Raw genomic sequence first — 19,821 nt, 5'->3', positions numbered from 1 at the left:
ATGTTTCGGTGGGGCTCGGGGTTTCGACCGCGAGCCCCACCGAACCGGTTATCCGCCGCTGGCCAGGTCGCGCCGGCGGAAGCCGACCAGGCCCACCGAGGTCAGCACGGCCGCGAGGGCGACCAGAGCGACCAGCGGTGTCACGGTCAGGTCGCCGCCGGGCAGCGCCGGCAGGTGGCTGAACGGCGAGAGGTCCAGCGCCCACTGACTGAGCTGGAGGATCGCGCCGAGCTGGCCCAGCAGCAGGAAGAACGCGAGCACTCCCCAGCCCAACGAGGTCAGCCGGGGCAACAGGCCGAACAGCAGCACCACGATCGCCACGGTGAACCAGACGGCCGGCACCTGGACGGCGGCCGCGCCGGTCACCCGGCCGATCGCGCCGCCGCCCTCCCCCGATGCGGTGCCGTAGCCGATGCCGAGGAACACCCCGGCCACGAGCAGGCCGAGCGCCGGCCCGAAGAACGCGAACAGCAGGTGCCCACCGATCCAGCGGGTACGCCCGACCGCCGCGGCCAGGATCGGTTCGGCGCGCAGTGCGCTCTCCTCGCTCCGGGCACGCAGGGCCGCCTGCACTCCCTGCCCGGCCGCGCCGATCCCCATGATCGCGAGGCCGGCGGCGATCACCATGTCGGCGATCGAGGCGCCACCGCCGAGCCGACCGATCACGTCGCCCAGGTCGGGGCTGTCCTTGACGGCGTCGACCGCCGCGTCGGTCGCGGAGCCCAGGAAGACGCCGAGCACCGCGTACCCGATCAGCCAGCCGAACAGCGTCGAGCGCTGCAGCCGCCACGCCAGGCCGAGCGGGGAGAGCAGGGCGCGCGGCGCCCGCGCCGGACCGGGCCGCGACGCGATGAGACCCGCGTCGAGGTCGCGCACGGCGTTCAGCCGGTACGCGGCGGCGGCGAGCAGCGCCACGACCAGCACCACGACCCCGGCCACCCACCAGCGTTCGTCGGCGTACGGCCGGATCCGCTGGAGAAAGCCGATCGGCGAGATCCAGGACAGGGGCGAGTTCAGGTCGCCGCCGGCGTCGCCGAGCATCCGCAGCAGGAAGGCGCCGATCAGCACCGCGCCCGAGATCCAGCGTGCCGTGCGGGCGCCCTGGGTGAGCTGCGCGACGACCGCCGCGATCGCGCCGAAGAGCAGACAGGCCAGGGCGTACTGGAGGCCGAGCGCGACCGAACCGGTGCCGTCGGCGCCGGCTGCCGCGGTGCCGAGCGCGGTCAGGCCACCGACGACCGCCGAGGCCAGCAACGCGACCAGCAGCGCGGCGGCCAGCCCGGCGCCGCGACCGACCACGGTGGCGCCGAGCAGCTCGCGGCGGCCCTGCTCCTCCTCCGCGCGGGTGTGCCGGATGACGGTGAACGCGGTGGCCAGCGCGACGATCAGCAGCACGATGCTGGACCGCCACGAGGTCATGCCGCCGAGGCTCGGTGACCAGATCGGGCCGTACACGGCGGTCAGTGACGGGTTGGACATGGACGCGGCGAACTCCGCGAGCTCGGCCGGGTCGGGATAGAGGCTGGCGAAGCTGCTGGCGACCAGGCCGGGAAACAGCCCGAGCAGGATCGTCCACAGGGGAAGCACGACGCGGTCGCGACGGAGGTTGAGCCGGAAGAGCTGCCAGGTGCCGGTCATGCCGGCACCGCCTGGCCCGCAGGGCCATCAGCCTGCTCGGCCTTTTGGTAGTGGCGCAGGAAGAGCTCCTCCAGCGTCGGCGGCTGGCTGGTCAGGCCGCGGACCCCGACCGTGGTCAGTGCGCGCAGCACGGTGTCGAGCTCGGCGTTGTCGACCTGGAAGCGCACCCGCTCGCCCTCGACGACAAGGTCGTGCACGCCGGCGAGCGCACCGATCCCGTTGGGTTCGCCGGCGAGCTCGGCGTGGATCGACGTGCGGGTCAGGTGGCGCAGTTGGGCGAGGGTGCCCGACTCGACCGTGCGGCCGGCCCGGATGATGCTCACCCGGTCGCACAGCGCCTCGGCCTCGGCGAGGATGTGGCTGGACAACAGGACCGTGCGCCCGGCGCCGCGCTCGTCGTTGACGCAGCTCTGGAACACCGACTCCATCAGCGGGTCGAGTCCGGACGTGGGCTCGTCGAGCACCAGCAGCTCGGCGTCGGAGGCGAGGGCGGCGATCAGGGCCACCTTCTGCCGGTTGCCCTTCGAGTAGGTGCGGCCCTTCTTGCGCGGGTCCAGCTCGAATCGCTCGACCAGCTCGTCGCGGCGTTTGGTGTCGAGCCCGCCGCGGAGTCGGCCGAGCAGGTCGATGACCTCGCCTCCGGTCAGGTTGGGCCACAGCGTCACGTCGCCGGGCACATAGGCGAGGCGACGGTGCAGGGACACCGCGTCGCGCCAGGGGTCTCCCCCGAACAGGGTGGTGGTGCCACTATCGGCCTTGAGCAGGCCGAGCAGCACGCGGATCGCGGTCGACTTGCCCGCACCGTTGGGGCCGAGAAAGCCGTGCACCTCTCCGCGGCGCACCTCGAGGTCAAGACCGTCGAGGGCGCGGGTCCGGCCGAAGCTCTTGACGAGCCCATTGACCGAAATGACGTTCTCCATAATTTGGAAGCTACACTTGCTTCACAAAGTTGTGAAGTTTGATTCGCGTCAAGAGCGCGTCAAGATAGATCACGGAACTGGAGGAGGTGCGGGACATGGCTGGGGAACGCGACGAGGCCGCCCTACGGCAGTACGTCGAGGACATGGCACGGCTCTATGCCGACTGGGGATTCCCTCGGATGGCGGCCCGCGTACTCATGCAGCTCATGGCCACCGACGCCGGCTCGCTGACCGCCAAGGAGCTCAGCGACGGGCTCGAGATCAGCCCGGCCGCCGTCTCCCAGTCCGTGCGCTATCTCCAGCACCTCGGCTTGGTCGAGCGCTCGGCGGTGCCTGGTTCACGGCGCGACCGCTACAAGCTTCCTGACGACGCCTGGTACCTGGGCTCGATCGTCAAGGGCACCCTGTTCGCGCAGGTCGCCAAGCTCGCCGAGGGCGGCGTCGAGGCCGCCGGCGGCCGGACCACGCCCGCCGGTGACCGGATCGCGGCCATGGGCGACTTCTACGAGTTCATCCAGAGCGAGCTCACCGGGTTGCTGGAGCGCTACCTGAAGCACCGAGAGACGATCAACGACTCAGAGCAGGGGTAGCCCGATGTAGCGCGCCTGGGCGCGCATCTGGTGGTCGAAGAGCGGGCCCGGGAGCTCGACCGCGTTGTTGAGCTGGCCGAAGAGCTCGAAGCTGACGAAGCCGAAGAGCTGTAGCCAGCTCCCGAGCGCCCGGCTGAGCGCGCCGAGCGGCACGCTCGGCGCGATGGTCTCGCCGATGCGCTCGACCTCCCCCGCGACGTCAGGCGGCAGAACAACGTCGTCGTGGCTCAGCAGGCCCGCGCGGGCGGCGTCCTCGATGACCCTGCCGAGAATGGTCACCGCACGCGTTGCCACCGCCACCGTGTCGGTCGGGGCCGCATAGCCGGGGACCGGGCTGCCGTAGATCAGCGCGTACTCGTGCGGGTTGGCCAGGGCCCAATCCCGCACGGCGTGGCAGATCGCGAGGAAGCGGCCCGCGAAGTCGGCCCGGTCGACCGCGCCCTCCGCGGCCGCGACCGCATCACCGACAGCGGTGTACGCGTCGAGGATCAGCGCCGTCAGCAGGTCGTCGCGGCTCGGGAAGTAGCGGTAGATCGCCGACGACACGACGCCCAGGTCGCGAGCGACGGCCCGGAGCGACAGGTTCGCGCCCTCGGTGGCCAACTGCCGCCGCGCGATCGCCTTGATCTCGTCGGTCATCTCGGCCCGCAGCCGGGCCCGCATGGATGTGGCCTTCACGAGAACAAGTGTCTCATAAGAGAGCACTGCTCTTGACAGAGGGCACTGATCCGTGGACTATTGCTCTCAACGGAGAGCACTGCTCTCCCAATCCACTCGATGGAGGAAGATCATGCATGTCATCGTCGGCGCCGGAGCCGTTGGCAGCACCACCGCCCGCCAGCTCGCCGAGGCCGGTGAGCAGGTCCGCCTGATCACCCGCAGCGGGAGCGGCCCGGTCCACCCCAACATCGAGCGGGTCGCCGCCGACGCCGGTGACGCGACCGTTCTGACCAGGCTCAGCAAGGGCGCGGTGGCGATCTACAACTGCGCCAACCCGCCGTACCACACCTGGCCGACCGACTGGCCCCCGATGGCCGACGCCATGCTGGCCGCGGCCGGGGCCAGCGGTGCGCCGCTGGCGATCACCGGCAACCTCTACGTCTACGGTCCCGTCGACCGCCCGATGACCGAGGACATGCCGCTGGCCGCGCCGACGGTCAAGGGCCGGGTCCGGGTCAAGATGTGGGAGGACGCGGTGGCGGCCTACCGATCGGGCCGGATCAGCGGGGTCACCGAGGTGCGCGGCTCCGACTACCTGAGCCCGCGCTACTCGATCATCGAGATGGCGATGCCCGGCCTGCGCGCCAACAAGACGGTCTGGCTGCCCGGCCCGCTCGACCACCCGCACACCTTCACCTACACCGGCGACATGGGCGCCGCGCTGATCGCGCTCGCCCGCGACCCGCGCGCCTGGGGTCAGGCGTGGCACGTGCCCTCGCCCGCACCGATGACCATGCGCCAGGTGGTCGCGAAGGTCGCCGAGGTGGGCGGTTACCCGCTGCCGCGGCTGCGCAGCTACCCGAAGGCGGCGGTCCGAGCCGCTGGGCTCTTCGACCGCCGCACCCGGGAGTTCGTCGAGATGAGCTACCAGTGGGAGCGCCCCTTCGTGCTCGACACCACGCTGGCGGAGTCGACCTTCGGGCTGTCGGCCACCGACGTCGACGAGGCGGTCCGCGCCTCGATCCCGTCCCCGGAGCCGGTCGCCGCCTGACCGGTGAGGGAGGTGCGACGGCGGTGGTAGGCGTAGGCGGCGAGCAGCAGCGTCACGCTCCACAGTGGCCAGAAAGCCATCGGCCAGACCGCGACCTCGCCCGAGACCATGTCGCCGAGCAGGCCGGGATCGCTGAAGAAGCTCGCGCTCGCACCAGCTACCGCGATCGAGACCGCGGTGGCTGGGACCGTCGCCAACTTGACCGGGACGCGCCGGCCCGCCAGGCCGATCATCCAGCGCGGGAAGCGCTCGCCCCACGGGCGGACCAGCCCGACGGTCAGCCACGCGCCGACCAGCGCGAAGCCGCCCAGCCCGGTCGCCGCCAGCGCCAGGTCGGGGTCGTCGAACTCCCCCTCGACCATCCCCGAAGCGACGGCGACCGCCAAGCCCAACCGGGTCACCGCGTAGAGGGCCGGCACGGCAGCCGCGACGTAGGTCACCCAGGTGCCCCAGCGGACCGGACCCGATCGCGCGGAGCCCTGCCAGGTCAGCAGGGCCCGGGCCAGCAACAGCCCACCGACGATGGCCCACACCTCGTTGGCGGTGGTCCAGTTGAAGATCACGCCGTAGTCGATGTCCGACGGCCAGCCGAGCGGCGCACCGATCAGCAACATCGGCGTGTAGCCGACGACGGCCAGGATGTGCGCGCTGGGCACCAGCACGACCAGCGCGGCGACCGCCGCCCAGCCGACACCGAGCAGGACGGCCCGCAACGGCCGAGGCGGGCGGATCGGCTGGCGACCCGAGGTGGCCAGCGCGAGCACGCCGACACCGAGCAGGAGCACGGCGTACACGGTGGCTCCGAGGTCGACGGGCACCGCCCGCAACGGGTGCAGGTCGTCGTCGGGGTTGTTGGCACCGAACGGATAGCCGTCGCCGGTCAGCGCCCAGACCGTGGCGACCACCCCGTAGCTCAGCGCCCAGGCTGCGGCCAGATAACCGGCCGAGGATCGGGAGTTCGTCATGCCACTCACGCTCCCGCTGAGCGGGATCCGGTCCCTCCCCGCGCGGCGTGAACCCGCTCCCCCAGCCGGGGGAGCTCAGCCGGTCGGGGTGACGAAGCCCGACTCGTACGCGGTGATGACCGCCTGGACCCGGTCGCGGGCGCCGAGCTTGGCGAGCACGTTGCCGACGTGGGTCTTGACCGTCTCGCCACCGACGACCAACCGGGCGGCGATCTCCGCATTGGACAGTCCGGCCGCCATCAGCCGCAGCACCTCGGCCTCACGCGCGGTGAGCCGGGCGGTCCGGCGGTCGGTCTGGCCGCCCCGGGCCGCGACCAGTCGGCGGATGGCGGCGGGGAACAGCAGTGAGTCGCCGCGCGCGACCAGCCGGATCGCGTCGACCACCTCGGCCGGCCGGGCGCGCTTGAGGAGGAACCCGCTGGCGCCCGCGCGCAGCGCGTCGTACACGTAGTCGTCGTTCTCGAAGGTGGTCACCACGATCACCCGGGGCGGCACGGCGGCGGTGGCTATCAGGTGCCGGGTGGCCTGGATGCCATCGACATCGGGCATCCGCACGTCCATCAGCACCACGTCGGGCCGGTGGCGGGCGACCAGCGGCGGCACCTCGGCGCCATCGCTGGCCTCGGCGACCACCTCGAGGTCGGGCTCGGCGTCGACCACCGTGCGCAGGCCCACGCGGACCAGCGCGTCGTCGTCGACGATCAGCACCCGGACCGTCATGACCCTCCCGTCGGCAGCCGCACCGCGACCGTGAAACGCCCGTCGGCCCGCCCGGCCGTCATCCGCCCGCCCAGCACGTCGACCCGCTCGCGCATGCCCGCGAGCCCGCGCCCGGACGGGTCGTCGGGCCCGTCGCGGGTGACCGGGTTGGCCACCTCGATCCGCAGCGAGCGTTCCGCGACCGCGATGTGCACGGTAACCGGCACGGCGCCGGCGTGGCGTACCGCGTTGGTCAGCGCCTCCTGCACGATCCGGTAGCCCTCGCGCGACAGGGCCGCCGGCACCGTCGCAAGAGGACCCTCGCGGGTCAGCGCCACCCGCAGCCCGGCACCGCTGACGTCCGCGACGACCCGGTCGACGTCGGCCAGCGTCCGCTGTGGCGCCGGCCGGTCGGCCCGCTCGGCCGCCCGGAGCAGGCCGAGCACGTGGTCCAGGTCGTCCATCGCGGCCCGGCCGGTCTCCTCGATCGCGACCAGCGCCTGGCGGACGAACTCCGGGTCGTGCAGTGCCCGCTGCGCGGCCGCGGCCTGCAAGGTGGTGACGGTGAGCGCGTGTCCGACCGAGTCGTGCAGCTCGCGGGCCAACCGGGTGCGCTCGACGAGCCGGCCGGCCCGGTCCTCCAGCGCCGCGATCCGCTCCGCCGGCGAGGGCCCGAGCAGGGTGGGCGCGAGTTGTGCGGCGAGCGCGCCGAGCCCGGCGACCGCATAGCCGAGCAACACCAGCAGCACGATCCCGATGGCGGTGAGGCCCGCCGGATGCCAGCCCGGGAACGGCAGGCCCGTGCGGCTGATGCTGCCACCGGCGAACCACTGGAAGACGAAGACCAGCGCCATCGGCAGGGCGCTGAACAGGGCGAGGCCGACCAGAGCGCCGAACGCCAGGTGCAGCCCGAACCAGAGGGCGCCGCGCAGGGTGGTCTCCCGGTCGGCCCGGCCGGTCGGGTCGGGCAGGTCGACCCCGAGCAGCCCGCGCGCGGCGACGATCTCGACGGCCCGCGTGCCCGGCAGAAAGGCCGGAGTCACGGCGATCAGGGCGCTGACCAGGATCAGCAGCCAGGTGGCCGGCTTCGGCACGTCCTCGCTGGTGAGCATGCTGACGAAGACGACGGTCAGCAACGCGTAAGGCAGCGCGATCACGCCACCGAGCAACAGGTAAACGCCGCGCCGGTAGGTCGAGCCCACAACCAGAACGCGGATCATCGCCCGATTGTCTAGGCACCGGGCCGATCGCGCTACGCGCGTTTGCTCTGCACCCAGATACGCAACACCCCCACCGACGGGTGTTGCGTATTTGGCTGCAGAGCAAAGCGTCAGCTCAAGATGGACTCGGCCGTGTCGATCGGGATCGCGAAGCCGATGCCGATGGAGCCGCCGCCCTGGCTGGTGGAGGCGTTGGCGACGTTGATCGCGATGACCTGGCCGGCCGCGTCGACCAGCGGGCCGCCCGAGTTGCCGGAGTTGATCGGCGCGTCGGTCTGGATCAAGCCGGACAGGTTCAGATCCTGCGCGTCGCGGTCCAGGGCTGAGACGATGCCGGAGGTGACAGTGCCGCTCAGGCCGAGCGGGCTGCCGAACGCCAGCACGGTGTCGCCGACCTGGACGCTGGAGCTGTCGCCGAGGGTGGCCGGCGTCAGGCCGGACGAGTCGACCCGCAGCAGCGCGAGGTCGTGGCTCGGGTCGGTGCGCAGGATCTGGGCGGGCAGCGTGCGGCCGTCGGACAACTGCACGGTCGCGCCGTTGGTGGCCTGCTCGACCACGTGGTTGTTGGTGATGATCCGGCCCTGGTTGTCGACGATCACGCCGGAGCCTTCGACGGTGCCGCCCGGCACCTGAACCATGATCGTGACGACGCTCGGCGAGGTGCGCGCGGCGACCGAAGCGAGGGTCGCCGACTCGCTGGACACGTTCGTGGCGTTGGCGGCGGTGCTGGCCGCGGGTGCCGCGGACTGGTCGGTGTGTGCGCCGATCACGCCTCCGGCGACTCCGCCGCCGAGGACGAGCACGAGCGCGCCGGCGGCGACCGCGACTCGACGCCCACCACGGCGGGGCCCGGACGGGGCACCGGGGTTCGGAGGGCCGGGGGTCCAGGGCGGGACCGGCCCGCCGGGGCCGGCCGGACCGGCCGCGGCCGGCTGGTGCGGCGGCCAGGGGTTCTGGGGATCGGTGCGGCTCAGCAAATCGGTCATGCGTCCACCGTGCTCCACATATCTGCCCTGAACCTGGGGCCCCTATGTGACTTTCCTGAACGTCGCCGGCCGTACGGCGTGCCACGGGTCCACCGATCGGGGGAGCTTGAGAATTAGGTGAGCCTAACTTAAGTTGATCGGAACGCATTACCGAGGAGGCATCATGCGGCCGACGGCGGCAGAGGTGGCGCGCACGCTGGCGAGTGGCCGGCTCGAGGGCACGGCCCACGTCCGGGGCTACCCCGCCCGGGTGAAGGTCCGGCACGCGACACCGGCCGACGGCCATCCGCTGGTGCTGGCCGCGCTCGGCACCGAGCTCACCGCCCGGTTGGAGACCGGATCGATGGTGCTCAGCGTCGATGACCTGCCGCCCGTGCCGTGCTCACCGACCCGCGGGCGGCTTTGGCTGACCGGCACCGCGCACCTGCTCGACGACACCGCGGCACGCGCCGCCGCCGACGCGTACGCCCAGGTCAGGCCCCTTGGCGACCTGCTCGACGTCGGCCGCGGCCAGGTGCTGTTCCGGATCGTCCCGACCGAGGTGCGGATGGCCAACGGCCGGCAGCTCATCGAGGTCGACCCGGCCGACTTCCGCGCGGCCGACCCGGACCCACTGGCCGCAGACGAGGGCCGGCTGCTCACGGACCTCAACGACCACCACCTGCCCCAGCTCACCGAGCTGGTCGAGCGGGTCAGCGGGCGGGCGGCGCCGCAGGAGTGCCGCGCGCTGCGGCTCGACCGGTACGGGCTTACAGTCGGCGGCAACGGGCGGGGTCCGCGGCTGCGGCTCGGGTTCGAGCGCCCGGTCGCGTCGGTGTGCGAGCTGACCCACCTGATGCACGCGCTGCTGGCCGGCGGCGGAGTGTCTACGCGCTGACACCGCGCCGGATGGTGCACCCGCCCGGAAGATCGCGGACAATGTCCGGATGGGCGGCGGGGGATCAGCGTGGCGACGCAACCTCGTCGGCTGCGTCGCGGTGGCCGCCGGTGTGCTCGCGCTGTCGTTCGGGGTGCCGGCGATCGACCGCGCGGTGCCCGACGCCACCGTCTCCAGCACCAAGCCGCTGGAATTCGCCGACAACGCTAGTGTCGTGCCGCCGCCGGACGCCACCGTCGTCTCCGAGCAGACCTCGCCCGACCAGGGCGTGATCACGATGGCCGTCGACGGCGTGCGGTACCGGCTGAGCGCCGAGAGCTTCCCGGGCACGCTGCAACAGCTCGCCGACCGGATCCGCGAGGTCGTCCAGAACGTGGCCGGCATCCAGGGCATCTCGCCCGACCAGCCGGTCACCTCGAACGGCGGCATACCCGGGCTCCAGGCCACCTACGTCGGCGAGAACCGCACCGGCTGGTACACCGTCTACCTGCTGGACGGCACCGGAGTCACCGCGGTGGTCGACGGCAACGACGCCGGCGTCACGGAACACCGCGACGAGCTCGAGGCCAGCGTCCGCACCGTAGCGATCGACCGGACCACGTGAGCGTCGACCAGGCGGCCACCCCGCCGCCACCGACGCCGGGCAGCCGGCGGGTCTTCACCTCCTGGGGTGCCGCGGCGCGCTGGCCGGCGGTCTGGTTCTTCGTCGCGCTGACCATCGGCGGCATCGTGATCCTCGGGATCGCCTTCGGTCCGGCGATCGCCGAGGCGCCCGGCGCGTTCGTGCTCGCCGCAGTGCTGTTCGCGATTCACGGCGCGGTGTTCGTGACGATCATCCGGGCCGTCGACTGGCTGGAGCCCGAGCCACGCTGGCTGTTCGCGGCCGCGCTGATCTGGGGCGGGTTCGTGGCCAGCGCCAACGCGCTGCGGGCCAACACCGCGCTCGAGTCGATCCTCGTCAAGATGACGTCGCTGGGGTTCGTCCGCGACTGGGCGGCGGCGATCGAGGGGCCGACCGACGAGGAGATCCTCAAGACGCTCGGCATCGTCATGATCGTGCTGCTGGCCCGCCGCCAGATCAACAGCGTGCTCGACGGCGTGGTCTACGGCGCCTTCGTCGGCCTGGGCTTCCAGGAGATCGAGAACATCACCTACAGCCTCAACGCGGTCGCCGCGGCCGGCGACGACAGCCTCGCGGCGGTGCTGCAGGTTTTCCTGGTACGCGGTTTGCTGGCCGGGCTGTGGAGCCACACCGTCTACAGCGCGATCGCCGGAGCCGGCGTGGCGTACGCCGTGCTGCACCGGGAACGCTCCTGGTTCAACCGGATCGGCGTCGCGCTCGGCGCCCTGGCCCTGGCCTGGCTCATGCACTTCCTGTGGAACTCGCCGGCGGCCGCCTCGCTGACCGACTACGCGGGCACCTACGGCACGCTGCTGGTGCTGCTGATCAAGGGACTGCTGATCCTCGGCACCTTCCTGGTCCTGCTGCACTTCTTCCGCAAGGACGAGTACGAGGGCGTGGCCGGCCCCCTGGAGAGCCTTAGCAACCCGTGGATCGCCACCCACAACGAGATCCTCGCGCTGCGCGGCTGGCGCAGCCGGGGCCGGGCGCGCTGGAACGCCTACGTCTACGGCGGGACGCGCGCCTACGGGCGGGTCCGCCGGCTCCAACGCGCGCAGGCCGATCTCGCGGTCGAGATGCGCGACAACGGCCCGGCCGGGTTCAACACCAGACTGCCGGAGCTACAACGCGCACGGTACGGCGTGCACGAGCTCGGCATCACCGACGCGGACGCGCTCCACCCGACCACGACCAGCGGCCTGATCTCGTTCGTCCTGGCGTTCGCCGTGCTGATCAACCCGATCTTCCTGATCCTCCCGCTCGGCTTCCTGGTGTTCGGGGTGGCCCGGGCCAGATCGCGCCGGCAGCGGGCGGATCCACGGCTGCGTACCGCCGCCGTGCTCGCCGTTGTCTTCGCCCTTGCCTACCTGGTGAGCGTGATCGCGCGGGCGGCCACGCTCGTCTAGCCAGTCGTAGGCTTCTGGCGTGGGAACGGGCACGGAAGAGCTGCTCAGGGAGCTGGCACCGCAGGTGCTGGGCGCGTTGGTGCGCCGCTACGGCCACTTCGACGCCGCCGAGGACGCGGTGCAGGAGGGGTTGTTGGCGGCTGCCACCCAGTGGCCGACCGACGGGGTGCCCGACGACCCGCGGGCCTGGCTGATCCGGGTGGCCTCGCGCCGGCTGATCGACCAGCTACGCAGCGAGGAGTCCCGGCGGCTGCGCGAGGAGAACGACTACCTCCGCGACCCGGCGGCGACCCGGGTGGCGCCCGCGGCCGACGCCGAGCGCCCGGACGACGATGACTCGCTGGTGCTGCTGTTCCTCTGCTGCCACCCGGCGATCGCGGTGCCGGCGCAGGTGGCGCTGACGCTGCGCGCCGTCGGCGGGCTGACCACCGGCGAGATCGCGAGCGCGTTCCTGGTGCCCGAGCCGACCATGGGGCAACGGATCAGCCGAGCCAAGCAGAAGATCAAATCCTCGGGGATCGGCTTCGAGCTGCCCCCGCCGGAGTCCCGGGTGGCCCGCGTGGACGCCGTGCTCCAGGTGCTTTATCTGATCTTCAACGAGGGCTACACCAGCTCGTCGGGACCCGAGCTGGCCCGCGTCGAGCTGTCCGCGGAGGCCATCCGGCTGGCCCGCATGCTGCACCGGCTGCTGCCCGACGACGGCGAGGCGGCCGGCCTGCTCGCGCTGATGCTGCTCACCGACGCCCGTCGCCCGGCCCGCACCGGTCCCGGCGGCGAGCTCGTGCCGCTGGACGAGCAGGACCGGTCGCGGTGGGACCAGGCGGCGATCACCGAGGGAGTCGAGCTGCTATCCGAAGCGCTGGCCAGCACCCGACCCGGCGCCTACCAGCTCCAGGCGGCGATCGCGGCGGTGCACGACGAGGCGCCCACCGCCGCCGACACCGACTGGCGTCAGGTGCTGGCGCTGTACGACCTGCTCGAGCGGGTCTCCGACAGCCCGATGGTCCGGCTCAACAAGGCCGTGGCAGTGGCCATGCTGTCCGGGCCACGAGCGGGGCTCGACCTGATCGCGGAGCTCGACGGCGACGAGCGGATGGCCCGACACCACCGGCTGGCCGCGGTACGCGCGCACCTGCTGGAGCTGGCCGGCGACGCACCCGGCGCCGCCGCGGCCTACCAAGCGGCCGCCGACCGCACCGGCAGCGAGCCGGAGCAGCGCTACCTGAGGTCGCGGGCACGACGGTTGGTGGCCACGACGCCATGAGCGCGCGCGGACACGGGAGCGGGTCCGCCGGCCGGAGGCGGGCGGCGGCATGACCTGGTTGCTGCACGTCGACATGGATCAGTTCGTGGCCGCCGTGGAGATCCTGCGCCGGCCGGAGCTGCGCGGCCTCCCGGTGGTCGTCGGCGGTGCGGGTGATCCGACGGCGCGGCGGCAGGTGGTCTCCACCGCGTCGTACGAGGCCCGCGCCCACGGTGTCCACTCCGGAATGCCGCTGCGCCGGGCCGCGCAGCTCTGCCCCGAGGGGACCTTCCTGCCCACCGACCCGGCCGCCTACAGCGCCGCGTCCGAGCAGGTGATGGCCGCGCTGCGCGGGTTCCCGGTCGACGTCGAGGTCTGGGGCTGGGACGAGGCGTTCGTCGGCGGCGACATCGCCGATCCACAGGCGCTGGCGGCCGAGCTGAAGGCCGCGGTGCTCGCGGAGACCGGGCTGAGCTGCGCGATCGGCATCGGCGAGAACAAGCAACAGGCGAAGATCGCGGCGCGGTTCGCCAAGCCCGGCGGCATCCACACGCTCACCACCGCGACCTGGATGGCCGTCATGGGCGAGCGGCCGGCCGCCGAGCTCTGGGGTGTCGGTCCGAAGACCACCCGCAAGCTCGACGAGCTCGGCCTGCACACGATCGCCCAGCTCGCCGCCACGCCGCCGGAGGCACTGGTGGAACGGTTCGGCGCCCGGCAGGCGCAGTGGCTGCCGGTGGCGGCTGCGGGCGGCGGTGACACCCAGATCAGCACCGAGCCGTGGGTGGCCCGGTCGCGCAGCCGGGAGAACACGTACGCGGAGGATCTCTCCGACCTGGCGGAGATCTCCCGGGAGGTCGGCGCGATGGCCCGGGCCCTGGCGGCCGACGTGGTCGCCGACGGTCGCGAGATCACCCACGTGGCGGTGAAGGTGCGCTACGTCAGCTTCTTCACGCCGACCCGGGAGACCAAGCTGCGCGCCGGGCCGACCACCGACCCGGACGTCGTCGAGCAGGCCGCGTTGAGCCTGCTGGCGAAGTTCGAGTGGAAGCGACCCGTGCGGCTGCTCGGCGTCCGGGTGAACCTGGCGATGCCCTAAGGCCCTAGACGATCCGGTACGTCGGCCGGATGACCGCGCGTGCCAGGTCGTGGAACGTGAGGTTGAAGCTGACCACCGCGGGCGACACGTCCGGCGTGACGTCGAGCTGCTCGACGTCGACCGCGTGCACCGTGAACACGTAGCGGTGCGGGTAGTCGCCCTTCGGCGGCGCGGCGCCCCCGTATTCCTTGGTGCCGTAGTCGTTGCGCACGGCGTACGCGCCGGCCGGCGGCTCCGCGCCCTGCTCCAGCGAGGTCACCGACACGGGCACGTTGACCAGCGCCCAGTGCCAGAAGCCGCTGTGCGTCGGCGCGTCCGGGTCGTAACAGGTGATCACGAAGCTCTTGGTGTGCTCCGGGAAACCCGACCAGGAGAGCTGCGGCGACCGGCCGGCGCCACCGACGCTCGGGTCGGCGAACGTGTCGGCCATCTGCTCGCCGTCCGTCACGTCGTCGCTGGTCAGCGTGAACGCCGGCTTCGGCGGCAGGAGGTCGTAGGGATCGGGCGGTACGGGTCGTTCGAGACTCATGTGATCATCCTTCCTCAGCGTTTCGGCCAGTGCCACGGCGGCTCGTCGAGCTTTCCCTGCCCGACGACGTACGTCTCGCCGTGGTCCTTGGCCAGTTCGACCGACTGGAGGTCGGCCTCGTCGGCATGGGTGTCCAACGCGGACGCCAGGGCCCGCGAGTGGGTCACCACCACGATCTGCATCCGGCTGGACGCGCCCGCGACCAGTGCGGCCAGCGGACGGATCAGTTCGGGATGCAGGCTGTTCTCCGGTTCGTTGAGCACCAGCAACTCCGGCGGCCGCGGTGTGAGCAACGCGGCCACCCAGGCCAGATAACGCAGCGTCCCGTCGGAGAGTTCAGCCGCGGTCAGCGGGCGCAGCATGCCGGGCTGGTTGAACATGAGCTCGAACCGGCCTGCGGTCGCGGTGACGCCCACCCGGCTGCCCGGAAAGGCGAGCTCGACCGCGGCGTCGAGGGCGTCGCCGTCGCCGATCTCGCGGATCGTCTCCAGGGCCGGCGCGAGGTCGGCGCCGTCGGGTCCGAGCACCGGCGTGCGGGTGCCGATCACCGCGGTCCGCATCGGGGCGTCAGCGTCGGTGCGCACGTGGTCGTAGAAGCGCCAGGACCGGATCCGCTCGCGCAGCAGCATCAGGTCCGGCGCGAGTTCCGGATCGACGAACTCGGCGAGCATGCTGTCGTACGGACGCAGCTTGAGCTCGGTGGCCTGCCATTTCCCGTCGGGTCCGCGCACGCCGACGGCCGCGTTGGTCCGCTCGGTCAACCGCGTGCCCGGCCGCAGCACCGGGCCGGACCAGGTGCACTCGGACTTGATCTCCGGGTCGAGCGCGAACAAGCCGCGGTGACCCGGCAACTGCGGCATGCCGAGGTCGATGGCGTAGCCGAACGAGTCGGTGGCGAACCCCAGTCGCAGCGCCACGGGCTTGGTGCGCACGGTGCCCTGCAGCGGGTGCTCCCCCGCCCGCACCGAGCGCCCGATCACCTCGGGACCGGCCCAGAGCGTCGACGGCAGCCCACCCTCACGGGCGAGCGCGGCCACGGCGCCGTTGCGAGCCGAGTGCGAGAGCAGCCGCAGCGTGCGGTAGAGGCTCGACTTGCCACTCCCGTTGGCGCCGGTCACCACGTTGAGCCGGCGCAACGGCATGACCAACCGGCGCAGTGACCGGTAGTTCTCCACGGCGAGCGTGACGAGCACCCGGACCACGCTAGCTCAACTCAGCAGGCGGGCCACCGAGCGTAGGGAGATGGGCAGCCAGCTCGGGCGGAATCGGGCCTCGTAGGCCGCCTCGTAGATCGCCTTGTCCAGCTCGAACGCACCCAGCAGGGCCGCCCGGCTCCGCGGGTCCTCGCCCGAGGTGCTCGCGTAGCCGTCGCAGAACGCGTTGCGGTTGAGGTCGGCCCACTCGCGCGCCCGGTAGACGACCTGGGCGTCGTCGGGCTGGTCGACGATCAGGTGGTGCGGCGCGTACTCGAAGGACCGGAGCATGCCGGCGACGTCGCGCAGTGGCGAGTCGGGCCGGCGGCGCTCCTCGACCGGCTGGCCGGGCTCGCCCTCGAAGTCGATCAACAGCCAGGTCTTCGGCGTACGCAGCACCTGGCCGAGGTGCAGGTCACCGTGCACCCGGTGGACGGTCATCCGCTCGCCACCGACCGCCCGGAAGGCGGCGGTCGCCGCGTCGACGTGCGGCGCCAGCGCGGGCACGAAGTCCGCGGCGCGGGCGAGTCGGGTGAGCATCCGGTCGACCGGGAAGTCGACCGTCTCGCTGCCCAGCTCGTGTGCGAGCGTCCGGTGCACGACGGCGACCGCCTCGCCCAGCCGGTAGGACTCGCTGGAGAAGTCGCCGCCCACCTCGTTGGCGGCCAGGTCGGCCTCGCCGAAGAGGTCGCGCACGCTGGTGGTGGCCATCGCCCAGCCTTCGGCCGAGTTCTCCGCGTACGCGGTCAGCATGCCCAGCGAGACCGGCTCACCGCGTTCGTCCGTGCTCTCCACCGAGCCCAGCAACTGGGCCACGTTGGGACAGCCGGCCCGGGCCAGCACGCCGTTGAGCTCGACGTCGGGGTTGATGCCGGGGACCACGCGGCGGAACACCTTGAGGATCGCCGCCCGGTCGTACACGACACTGGTGTTGCTCTGCTCGGTGTCGGCCACCCGGGCCGGCGCCTCCAGCGGGAGCTTGGCCTCGGGCTCGCGCCGGAACAGCAGCCGGCCGACGACGGCGTCCTGGTCGATGAGCTCCAGCAGCGTGCGGGCGGCCGTCTCGGCGTAGAGGGCGTCGAAGCCGGCGCGGTCGGCCTCGTGGTCGATGCCGATCGTGGCCGTGCCGGCGAACTCCGGGCGCGGCTCGTCGTCCCAGGCCACATAGACCTGGTAGCGCTCACTGCCGCCGTCTTCGTAGACCACGTCGAGCAGCACGTGGTCGAGCGCTTCGCGGAGCGCCGTGACCGCGACGGGCGTGACACTGTGGAGAGTCCGGCCGCGTCCGGCATACCACCGCTGATGCGGCAGCCAGTCGGCGTACGGCAATGTCATGACTCCTCCATGTGCTGTTCGGCCGAGCGGGCCGGGTCATCCTCATCGGACGGTGGGGTGAGCTGGAACCAGTAGAACCCGTATCCGGGCAGGGTCAGCAGGTAGGGTAGCTGCCCGATCCGGGGGAACAGGACGCGTCCGGTCAGCTCGATCGGCGAATAGCCCGACCACGCCTGCAGGTTCAGCTCGATGGGTTGGGGAAAACGGGACAGGTTGTTGACGCAGAGCACCACGTCGTCCTCATGGTGGCGCAGGTATGCCAACACGGCCGGGTTGGAGCCGCCGAGCTCCTGGAACGTGCCGACGGCGAACGAGTCGTGCCGGCGCCGCACCGACAACATCAACCGCGTCCAGTTGAGCAACGAGGTCGAGCTGTCGCGCTGCGCCTCGACGTTCACCGATTGGTAACCGTAGATCGGATCCTGGTTGACCGGCAAGTAGATCCGGCCCGGTGTGGAGGTCGAGAAGCCGGCATTGCGGTCAGGCGTCCACTGCATCGGCGTGCGTACGCCGTCGCGGTCACCCAGCCAGATGTTGTCGCCCATGCCGATCTCGTCGCCGTAGTAGAGCACCGGCGAGCCCGGCAGCGACAACAGCATCGCGGTGAACAACTCCTGCTGGTTGCGGTCGTTCTCCAGCAACGGCGCCAGCCGGCGGCGGATGCCGATGTTGGCCTTCATCCGCGGGTCCTTGGCGTACTCCGTGTACATGTAGTCGCGCTCTTCGTCGGTGACCATCTCGAGCGTGAGCTCGTCGTGGTTGCGCAGGAAGATGCCCCACTGGCAGTTGGCCGGAATGGCCGGGGTGTTGGTGAGGATCTCCGAGATCGGGAAGCGGGACTCGCGCCGGACGGCCATGAACAGGCGCGGCATCAGCGGGAAGTGGAAGGCCATGTGGCACTCGTCGCCGCCGCTCTCCGTGTCGCCGAAGTAGGCGACCACGTCGGCGGGCCACTGGTTGGCCTCGGCCAGCAGCACCCGGCCCGGGAACTCGTCGTCGATCACCTTGCGGCAGTGGCGCAGGAAGGCGTGCGTCTCGGGCAGGTTCTCGCAGTTGGTGCCCTCGGCCTCGAACAGGTAGGGCACCGCGTCCAGCCGGAACCCGTCGATGCCCAGGTCGAGCCAGAACCGCAGCACGTCGAGCATGGCGTTCTGGACGGCCGGGTTGGCGTAGTTGAGGTCCGGCTGGTGCGAGAAGAACCGGTGCCAGTAGAACTGCCGGCGCACCGGGTCGAACGTCCAGTTGGACTCCTCGGTGTCGACGAAGATGATCCGGGCGTCCTGGTACCGGTCGTCGCTGTCGCTCCACACGTAGAAGTCGCCGTACGGACCTTCCGGGTCCCGGCGCGACTCCTGGAACCAGGGGTGCTGGTCGGAGGTGTGGTTCATGACGAGGTCGGTGATCACCCGGATACCCCGCCGGTGCGCGGCGTCGAGCAGGGCGACGAAGTCGTCGACGGTGCCGAACTCGGGCAGCACCTTGTAGAAGTCGCGGATGTCGTAGCCGCCGTCGCGCAGGGGCGAGTCGTAGAACGGCGGCAGCCAGAGGCAGTCGACACCCAGCCAGGCCAGGTAGTCGAGTTTGTCGATCAGCCCGCGCAGGTCGCCGGAGCCGTCACTGTCGGAGTCGGCGAACGCCCGCACCAGAACCTCGTAGAACACCGCCCGCTGGAACCAGGTCGAGTCGACCGGCACGTTTCTTGCGTGGTGGAAGTCGTCGGAAGTCGGATGCTCGACGATGCCGCGCTCGACGTGACTGCCCTCGGCCGGATCCGGTGGCTGCACCGAAAGAGTCCCAGCCGTCACGTCAGTCATGCTTCCCACGCTAATGCCGAATCCGGTTCGCCACAGGGTGACAGCGCCGGTCGGTCAGCGAAGCTGGTCAGGAACCCCCGCCGGACGCCCACTGACCAGACTCGTGCGCTCCCGCAACAGCTTGCGGGTGGCGTAACGGTGGTTGCCGTCACGGATCGAACGGATCGCCTCGCCGAGCGTGATCGCGGCCCAGTACGCGGTGCCGGCCGCACGGCCGTGCCGCATGGCGTGCAGCCGGACCCGGTTGGCGACCATGATGCCCCACAGGGCCGGCACGTTGCGGGCGTCGCCGCCGTTGTGCACCGCCTCCGCCTCCGGCACGAAGGCCAGCCGGAAGCCGTGGTCCGCGGCGCGGAGGGCGAACTCGGTCTCCTCGCTGTAGAGGAAGAAGGACTCGTCCCACGGCCCTGCCGCGGCCAGGGCGGCCCGGCTGAACATCGTCACGGCGCCGGTGGCCCAGTCGGCCCGGGTCTGCCGGTCGTAGCCCGCCGGGTCGGCGATCAACTCGCCGCGCCCGAGCCGGCTGGCCCGGTTGCCACCGAGCACCGCCTCGGCGACCGCCCGGCCGAGCGTCGGACGCCGGCGCAACGAGGTCTTGTAGGCGCCGTCGCGGCCGATCAGCCGAGGCACCGCGATGCCGACTCCGGGCTCGGCCAGCGCGGTGAGCAGGCGCGCGGCGCAGCCCGGACGCAGCCGGGTGGTGGGGCTGAGCAGCAGCACCGCGTCGGCGTCAGGATCGACCGCGGCGACGGCGTTGGCGGCGGCCGCGAAGCCCCGGTTGCTGTCGAGCTGCACCAGGGTCGCGTCAGGGGCCAGGTCCTTGGCGACGGTCAGTGTGTCGTCGAAGGAACCGCTGTCGACCACCACCAGCCGCCAGTCGTCGACGCCGGCCAGCCCGGCTGGCAGCGCCGCGAGCAGCGGCGGCAGGTTGGCCGCGCTGCGGTAGGTGAGCACGCCCACCGTCAGTCGCATCG

At 71.7% G+C, this 19,821-nt stretch carries 18 protein-coding genes; 7 read left to right on the top strand and 11 right to left on the bottom strand.

Going from position 1 to position 19,821, the window contains the following annotated elements:
- Positions 1 to 48: 48 nt before the first annotated feature.
- Together BLV39_RS03990 and BLV39_RS03985 are read right to left on the bottom strand one after the other, a co-directional pair.
- Positions 49 to 1,638, bottom strand: a complete 1,590-nt coding sequence (locus BLV39_RS03990; RefSeq protein WP_090787326.1) for an ABC transporter permease — start codon at positions 1,636 to 1,638, stop codon at positions 49 to 51.
- A complete protein-coding gene (locus BLV39_RS03985; protein WP_090787324.1) occupies positions 1,635 to 2,558 on the bottom strand; it encodes an ABC transporter ATP-binding protein in 924 nt (307 codons plus the stop codon). The genes BLV39_RS03990 and BLV39_RS03985 overlap by 4 nt, the downstream gene beginning before the upstream one ends.
- Before the next feature lie 95 nt (positions 2,559 to 2,653).
- Between BLV39_RS03985 and BLV39_RS03980 the strand changes: the two genes are divergently transcribed.
- Positions 2,654 to 3,148 carry a GbsR/MarR family transcriptional regulator gene (locus BLV39_RS03980; protein ID WP_090787321.1) on the top strand — a complete coding sequence of 165 codons (495 nt, stop codon included), beginning with the start codon at positions 2,654 to 2,656 and terminating at the stop codon, positions 3,146 to 3,148.
- On the opposite strand, the gene BLV39_RS03975 is transcribed toward BLV39_RS03980, so the two are convergent.
- Entirely contained in the window at positions 3,134 to 3,826 is a 693-nt protein-coding gene (locus tag BLV39_RS03975) for a TetR/AcrR family transcriptional regulator (RefSeq protein ID WP_090787315.1), read from the bottom strand. The genes BLV39_RS03980 and BLV39_RS03975 overlap by 15 nt on opposite strands.
- Before the next feature lie 112 nt (positions 3,827 to 3,938).
- Here BLV39_RS03975 and BLV39_RS03970 point away from each other — a divergent pair, with 112 nt between their 5' ends.
- Positions 3,939 to 4,859, top strand: coding sequence for a 2-dehydropantoate 2-reductase N-terminal domain-containing protein (locus BLV39_RS03970; RefSeq protein ID WP_090787313.1), 921 nt, complete (start codon positions 3,939 to 3,941; stop codon positions 4,857 to 4,859).
- Between the two features lie 1,040 nt (positions 4,860 to 5,899).
- Here BLV39_RS03970 and BLV39_RS03965 read toward each other — a convergent pair.
- The 3 genes from BLV39_RS03965 to BLV39_RS03955 all read right to left on the bottom strand — a co-directional run bounded on the left by BLV39_RS03965 (position 5,900) and on the right by BLV39_RS03955 (position 8,729).
- Complete coding sequence (locus tag BLV39_RS03965) at positions 5,900 to 6,544, bottom strand: response regulator (protein WP_090787310.1); 645 nt, start codon at positions 6,542 to 6,544, stop codon at positions 5,900 to 5,902.
- On the bottom strand, positions 6,541 to 7,743 hold the full coding sequence (locus BLV39_RS03960; protein WP_090787307.1) for a sensor histidine kinase: 1,203 nt from the start codon (positions 7,741 to 7,743) through the stop codon (positions 6,541 to 6,543). The genes BLV39_RS03965 and BLV39_RS03960 overlap by 4 nt, the downstream gene beginning before the upstream one ends.
- A 110-nt stretch (positions 7,744 to 7,853) precedes the next feature.
- On the bottom strand, positions 7,854 to 8,729 hold the full coding sequence (locus tag BLV39_RS03955) for a S1C family serine protease (RefSeq protein ID WP_090787305.1): 876 nt from the start codon (positions 8,727 to 8,729) through the stop codon (positions 7,854 to 7,856).
- 163 nt (positions 8,730 to 8,892) lie between these two features.
- Here BLV39_RS03955 and BLV39_RS03950 point away from each other — a divergent pair, with 163 nt between their 5' ends.
- From BLV39_RS03950 to BLV39_RS03935, 5 genes are read left to right on the top strand one after another with little or no spacing between them, the layout of a single operon-like run.
- A complete protein-coding gene (locus tag BLV39_RS03950) occupies positions 8,893 to 9,606 on the top strand; it encodes a DUF2470 domain-containing protein (RefSeq protein ID WP_090787301.1) in 714 nt (237 codons plus the stop codon).
- Positions 9,607 to 9,655: 49 nt separating this feature from the next.
- Positions 9,656 to 10,210 carry a hypothetical protein gene (locus tag BLV39_RS42800; protein ID WP_176984756.1) on the top strand — a complete coding sequence of 185 codons (555 nt, stop codon included), beginning with the start codon at positions 9,656 to 9,658 and terminating at the stop codon, positions 10,208 to 10,210.
- Complete coding sequence (locus BLV39_RS03945; protein WP_176984755.1) at positions 10,207 to 11,634, top strand: PrsW family intramembrane metalloprotease; 1,428 nt, start codon at positions 10,207 to 10,209, stop codon at positions 11,632 to 11,634. The genes BLV39_RS42800 and BLV39_RS03945 overlap by 4 nt, the downstream gene beginning before the upstream one ends.
- Positions 11,635 to 11,653: 19 nt before the next feature.
- Positions 11,654 to 12,898, top strand: coding sequence for an RNA polymerase sigma factor (locus BLV39_RS03940; protein ID WP_090787296.1), 1,245 nt, complete (start codon positions 11,654 to 11,656; stop codon positions 12,896 to 12,898).
- A gap of 49 nt (positions 12,899 to 12,947) precedes the next feature.
- Complete coding sequence (locus tag BLV39_RS03935; RefSeq protein WP_090787292.1) at positions 12,948 to 13,976, top strand: DNA polymerase IV; 1,029 nt, start codon at positions 12,948 to 12,950, stop codon at positions 13,974 to 13,976.
- 4 nt (positions 13,977 to 13,980) lie between these two features.
- Here the strand turns inward: BLV39_RS03935 and BLV39_RS03930 are convergent, their stop codons facing one another.
- The 5 genes from BLV39_RS03930 to BLV39_RS03910 are packed head-to-tail and all read right to left on the bottom strand — an operon-like array spanning position 13,981 to position 19,819.
- Positions 13,981 to 14,505, bottom strand: a complete 525-nt coding sequence (locus tag BLV39_RS03930) for a YbhB/YbcL family Raf kinase inhibitor-like protein (protein ID WP_090787289.1) — start codon at positions 14,503 to 14,505, stop codon at positions 13,981 to 13,983.
- 14 nt (positions 14,506 to 14,519) lie between these two features.
- The gene (locus BLV39_RS03925) at positions 14,520 to 15,698 is read right to left on the bottom strand and encodes an AAA family ATPase (protein WP_090787286.1); all 1,179 of its coding nucleotides are present in this window, start codon (positions 15,696 to 15,698) and stop codon (positions 14,520 to 14,522) included.
- 15 nt (positions 15,699 to 15,713) lie between these two features.
- Positions 15,714 to 17,033, bottom strand: coding sequence for a maltokinase N-terminal cap-like domain-containing protein (locus tag BLV39_RS03920; RefSeq protein ID WP_090787283.1), 1,320 nt, complete (start codon positions 17,031 to 17,033; stop codon positions 15,714 to 15,716).
- The gene (treS, locus tag BLV39_RS03915; RefSeq protein ID WP_090787280.1) at positions 17,030 to 18,847 is read right to left on the bottom strand and encodes a maltose alpha-D-glucosyltransferase; all 1,818 of its coding nucleotides are present in this window, start codon (positions 18,845 to 18,847) and stop codon (positions 17,030 to 17,032) included. Before treS ends, BLV39_RS03920 begins: the two co-directional genes overlap by 4 nt.
- Before the next feature lie 54 nt (positions 18,848 to 18,901).
- Positions 18,902 to 19,819: a glycosyltransferase gene (locus tag BLV39_RS03910; RefSeq protein WP_090787277.1), complete on the bottom strand. Its 918-nt coding sequence runs from the start codon at positions 19,817 to 19,819 to the stop codon at positions 18,902 to 18,904.
- Positions 19,820 to 19,821 lie beyond the last annotated feature (2 nt).

Origin of the sequence: Asanoa ishikariensis (genome assembly GCF_900107455.1) — a bacterium.
Taxonomy (GTDB): domain Bacteria; phylum Actinomycetota; class Actinomycetes; order Mycobacteriales; family Micromonosporaceae; genus Asanoa; species Asanoa ishikariensis.
This window is presented reverse-complemented; position numbering and strand designations above follow the sequence as displayed.

Bases quoted from the DNA above. Each gene is read 5' to 3' on its own strand.
- BLV39_RS03990 (WP_090787326.1), bottom strand. From the start codon at position 1,638: ATGACCGGCACCTGGCAGCTCTTCCGGCTCAACCTCCGTCGCGACCGC.
- BLV39_RS03985 (WP_090787324.1), bottom strand. From the start codon at position 2,558: ATGGAGAACGTCATTTCGGTCAATGGGCTCGTCAAGAGCTTCGGCCGG.
- BLV39_RS03980 (WP_090787321.1), top strand. From the start codon at position 2,654: ATGGCTGGGGAACGCGACGAGGCCGCCCTACGGCAGTACGTCGAGGAC.
- BLV39_RS03970 (WP_090787313.1), top strand. From the start codon at position 3,939: ATGCATGTCATCGTCGGCGCCGGAGCCGTTGGCAGCACCACCGCCCGC.
- BLV39_RS03965 (WP_090787310.1), bottom strand. From the start codon at position 6,544: ATGACGGTCCGGGTGCTGATCGTCGACGACGACGCGCTGGTCCGCGTG.
- BLV39_RS03960 (WP_090787307.1), bottom strand. From the start codon at position 7,743: ATGATCCGCGTTCTGGTTGTGGGCTCGACCTACCGGCGCGGCGTTTAC.
- BLV39_RS03955 (WP_090787305.1), bottom strand. From the start codon at position 8,729: ATGACCGATTTGCTGAGCCGCACCGATCCCCAGAACCCCTGGCCGCCG.
- BLV39_RS03950 (WP_090787301.1), top strand. From the start codon at position 8,893: ATGCGGCCGACGGCGGCAGAGGTGGCGCGCACGCTGGCGAGTGGCCGG.
- BLV39_RS42800 (WP_176984756.1), top strand. From the start codon at position 9,656: ATGGGCGGCGGGGGATCAGCGTGGCGACGCAACCTCGTCGGCTGCGTC.
- BLV39_RS03935 (WP_090787292.1), top strand. From the start codon at position 12,948: ATGACCTGGTTGCTGCACGTCGACATGGATCAGTTCGTGGCCGCCGTG.
- BLV39_RS03930 (WP_090787289.1), bottom strand. From the start codon at position 14,505: ATGAGTCTCGAACGACCCGTACCGCCCGATCCCTACGACCTCCTGCCG.
- BLV39_RS03920 (WP_090787283.1), bottom strand. From the start codon at position 17,033: ATGACATTGCCGTACGCCGACTGGCTGCCGCATCAGCGGTGGTATGCC.
- treS (WP_090787280.1), bottom strand. From the start codon at position 18,847: ATGACTGACGTGACGGCTGGGACTCTTTCGGTGCAGCCACCGGATCCG.
- BLV39_RS03910 (WP_090787277.1), bottom strand. From the start codon at position 19,819: ATGCGACTGACGGTGGGCGTGCTCACCTACCGCAGCGCGGCCAACCTG.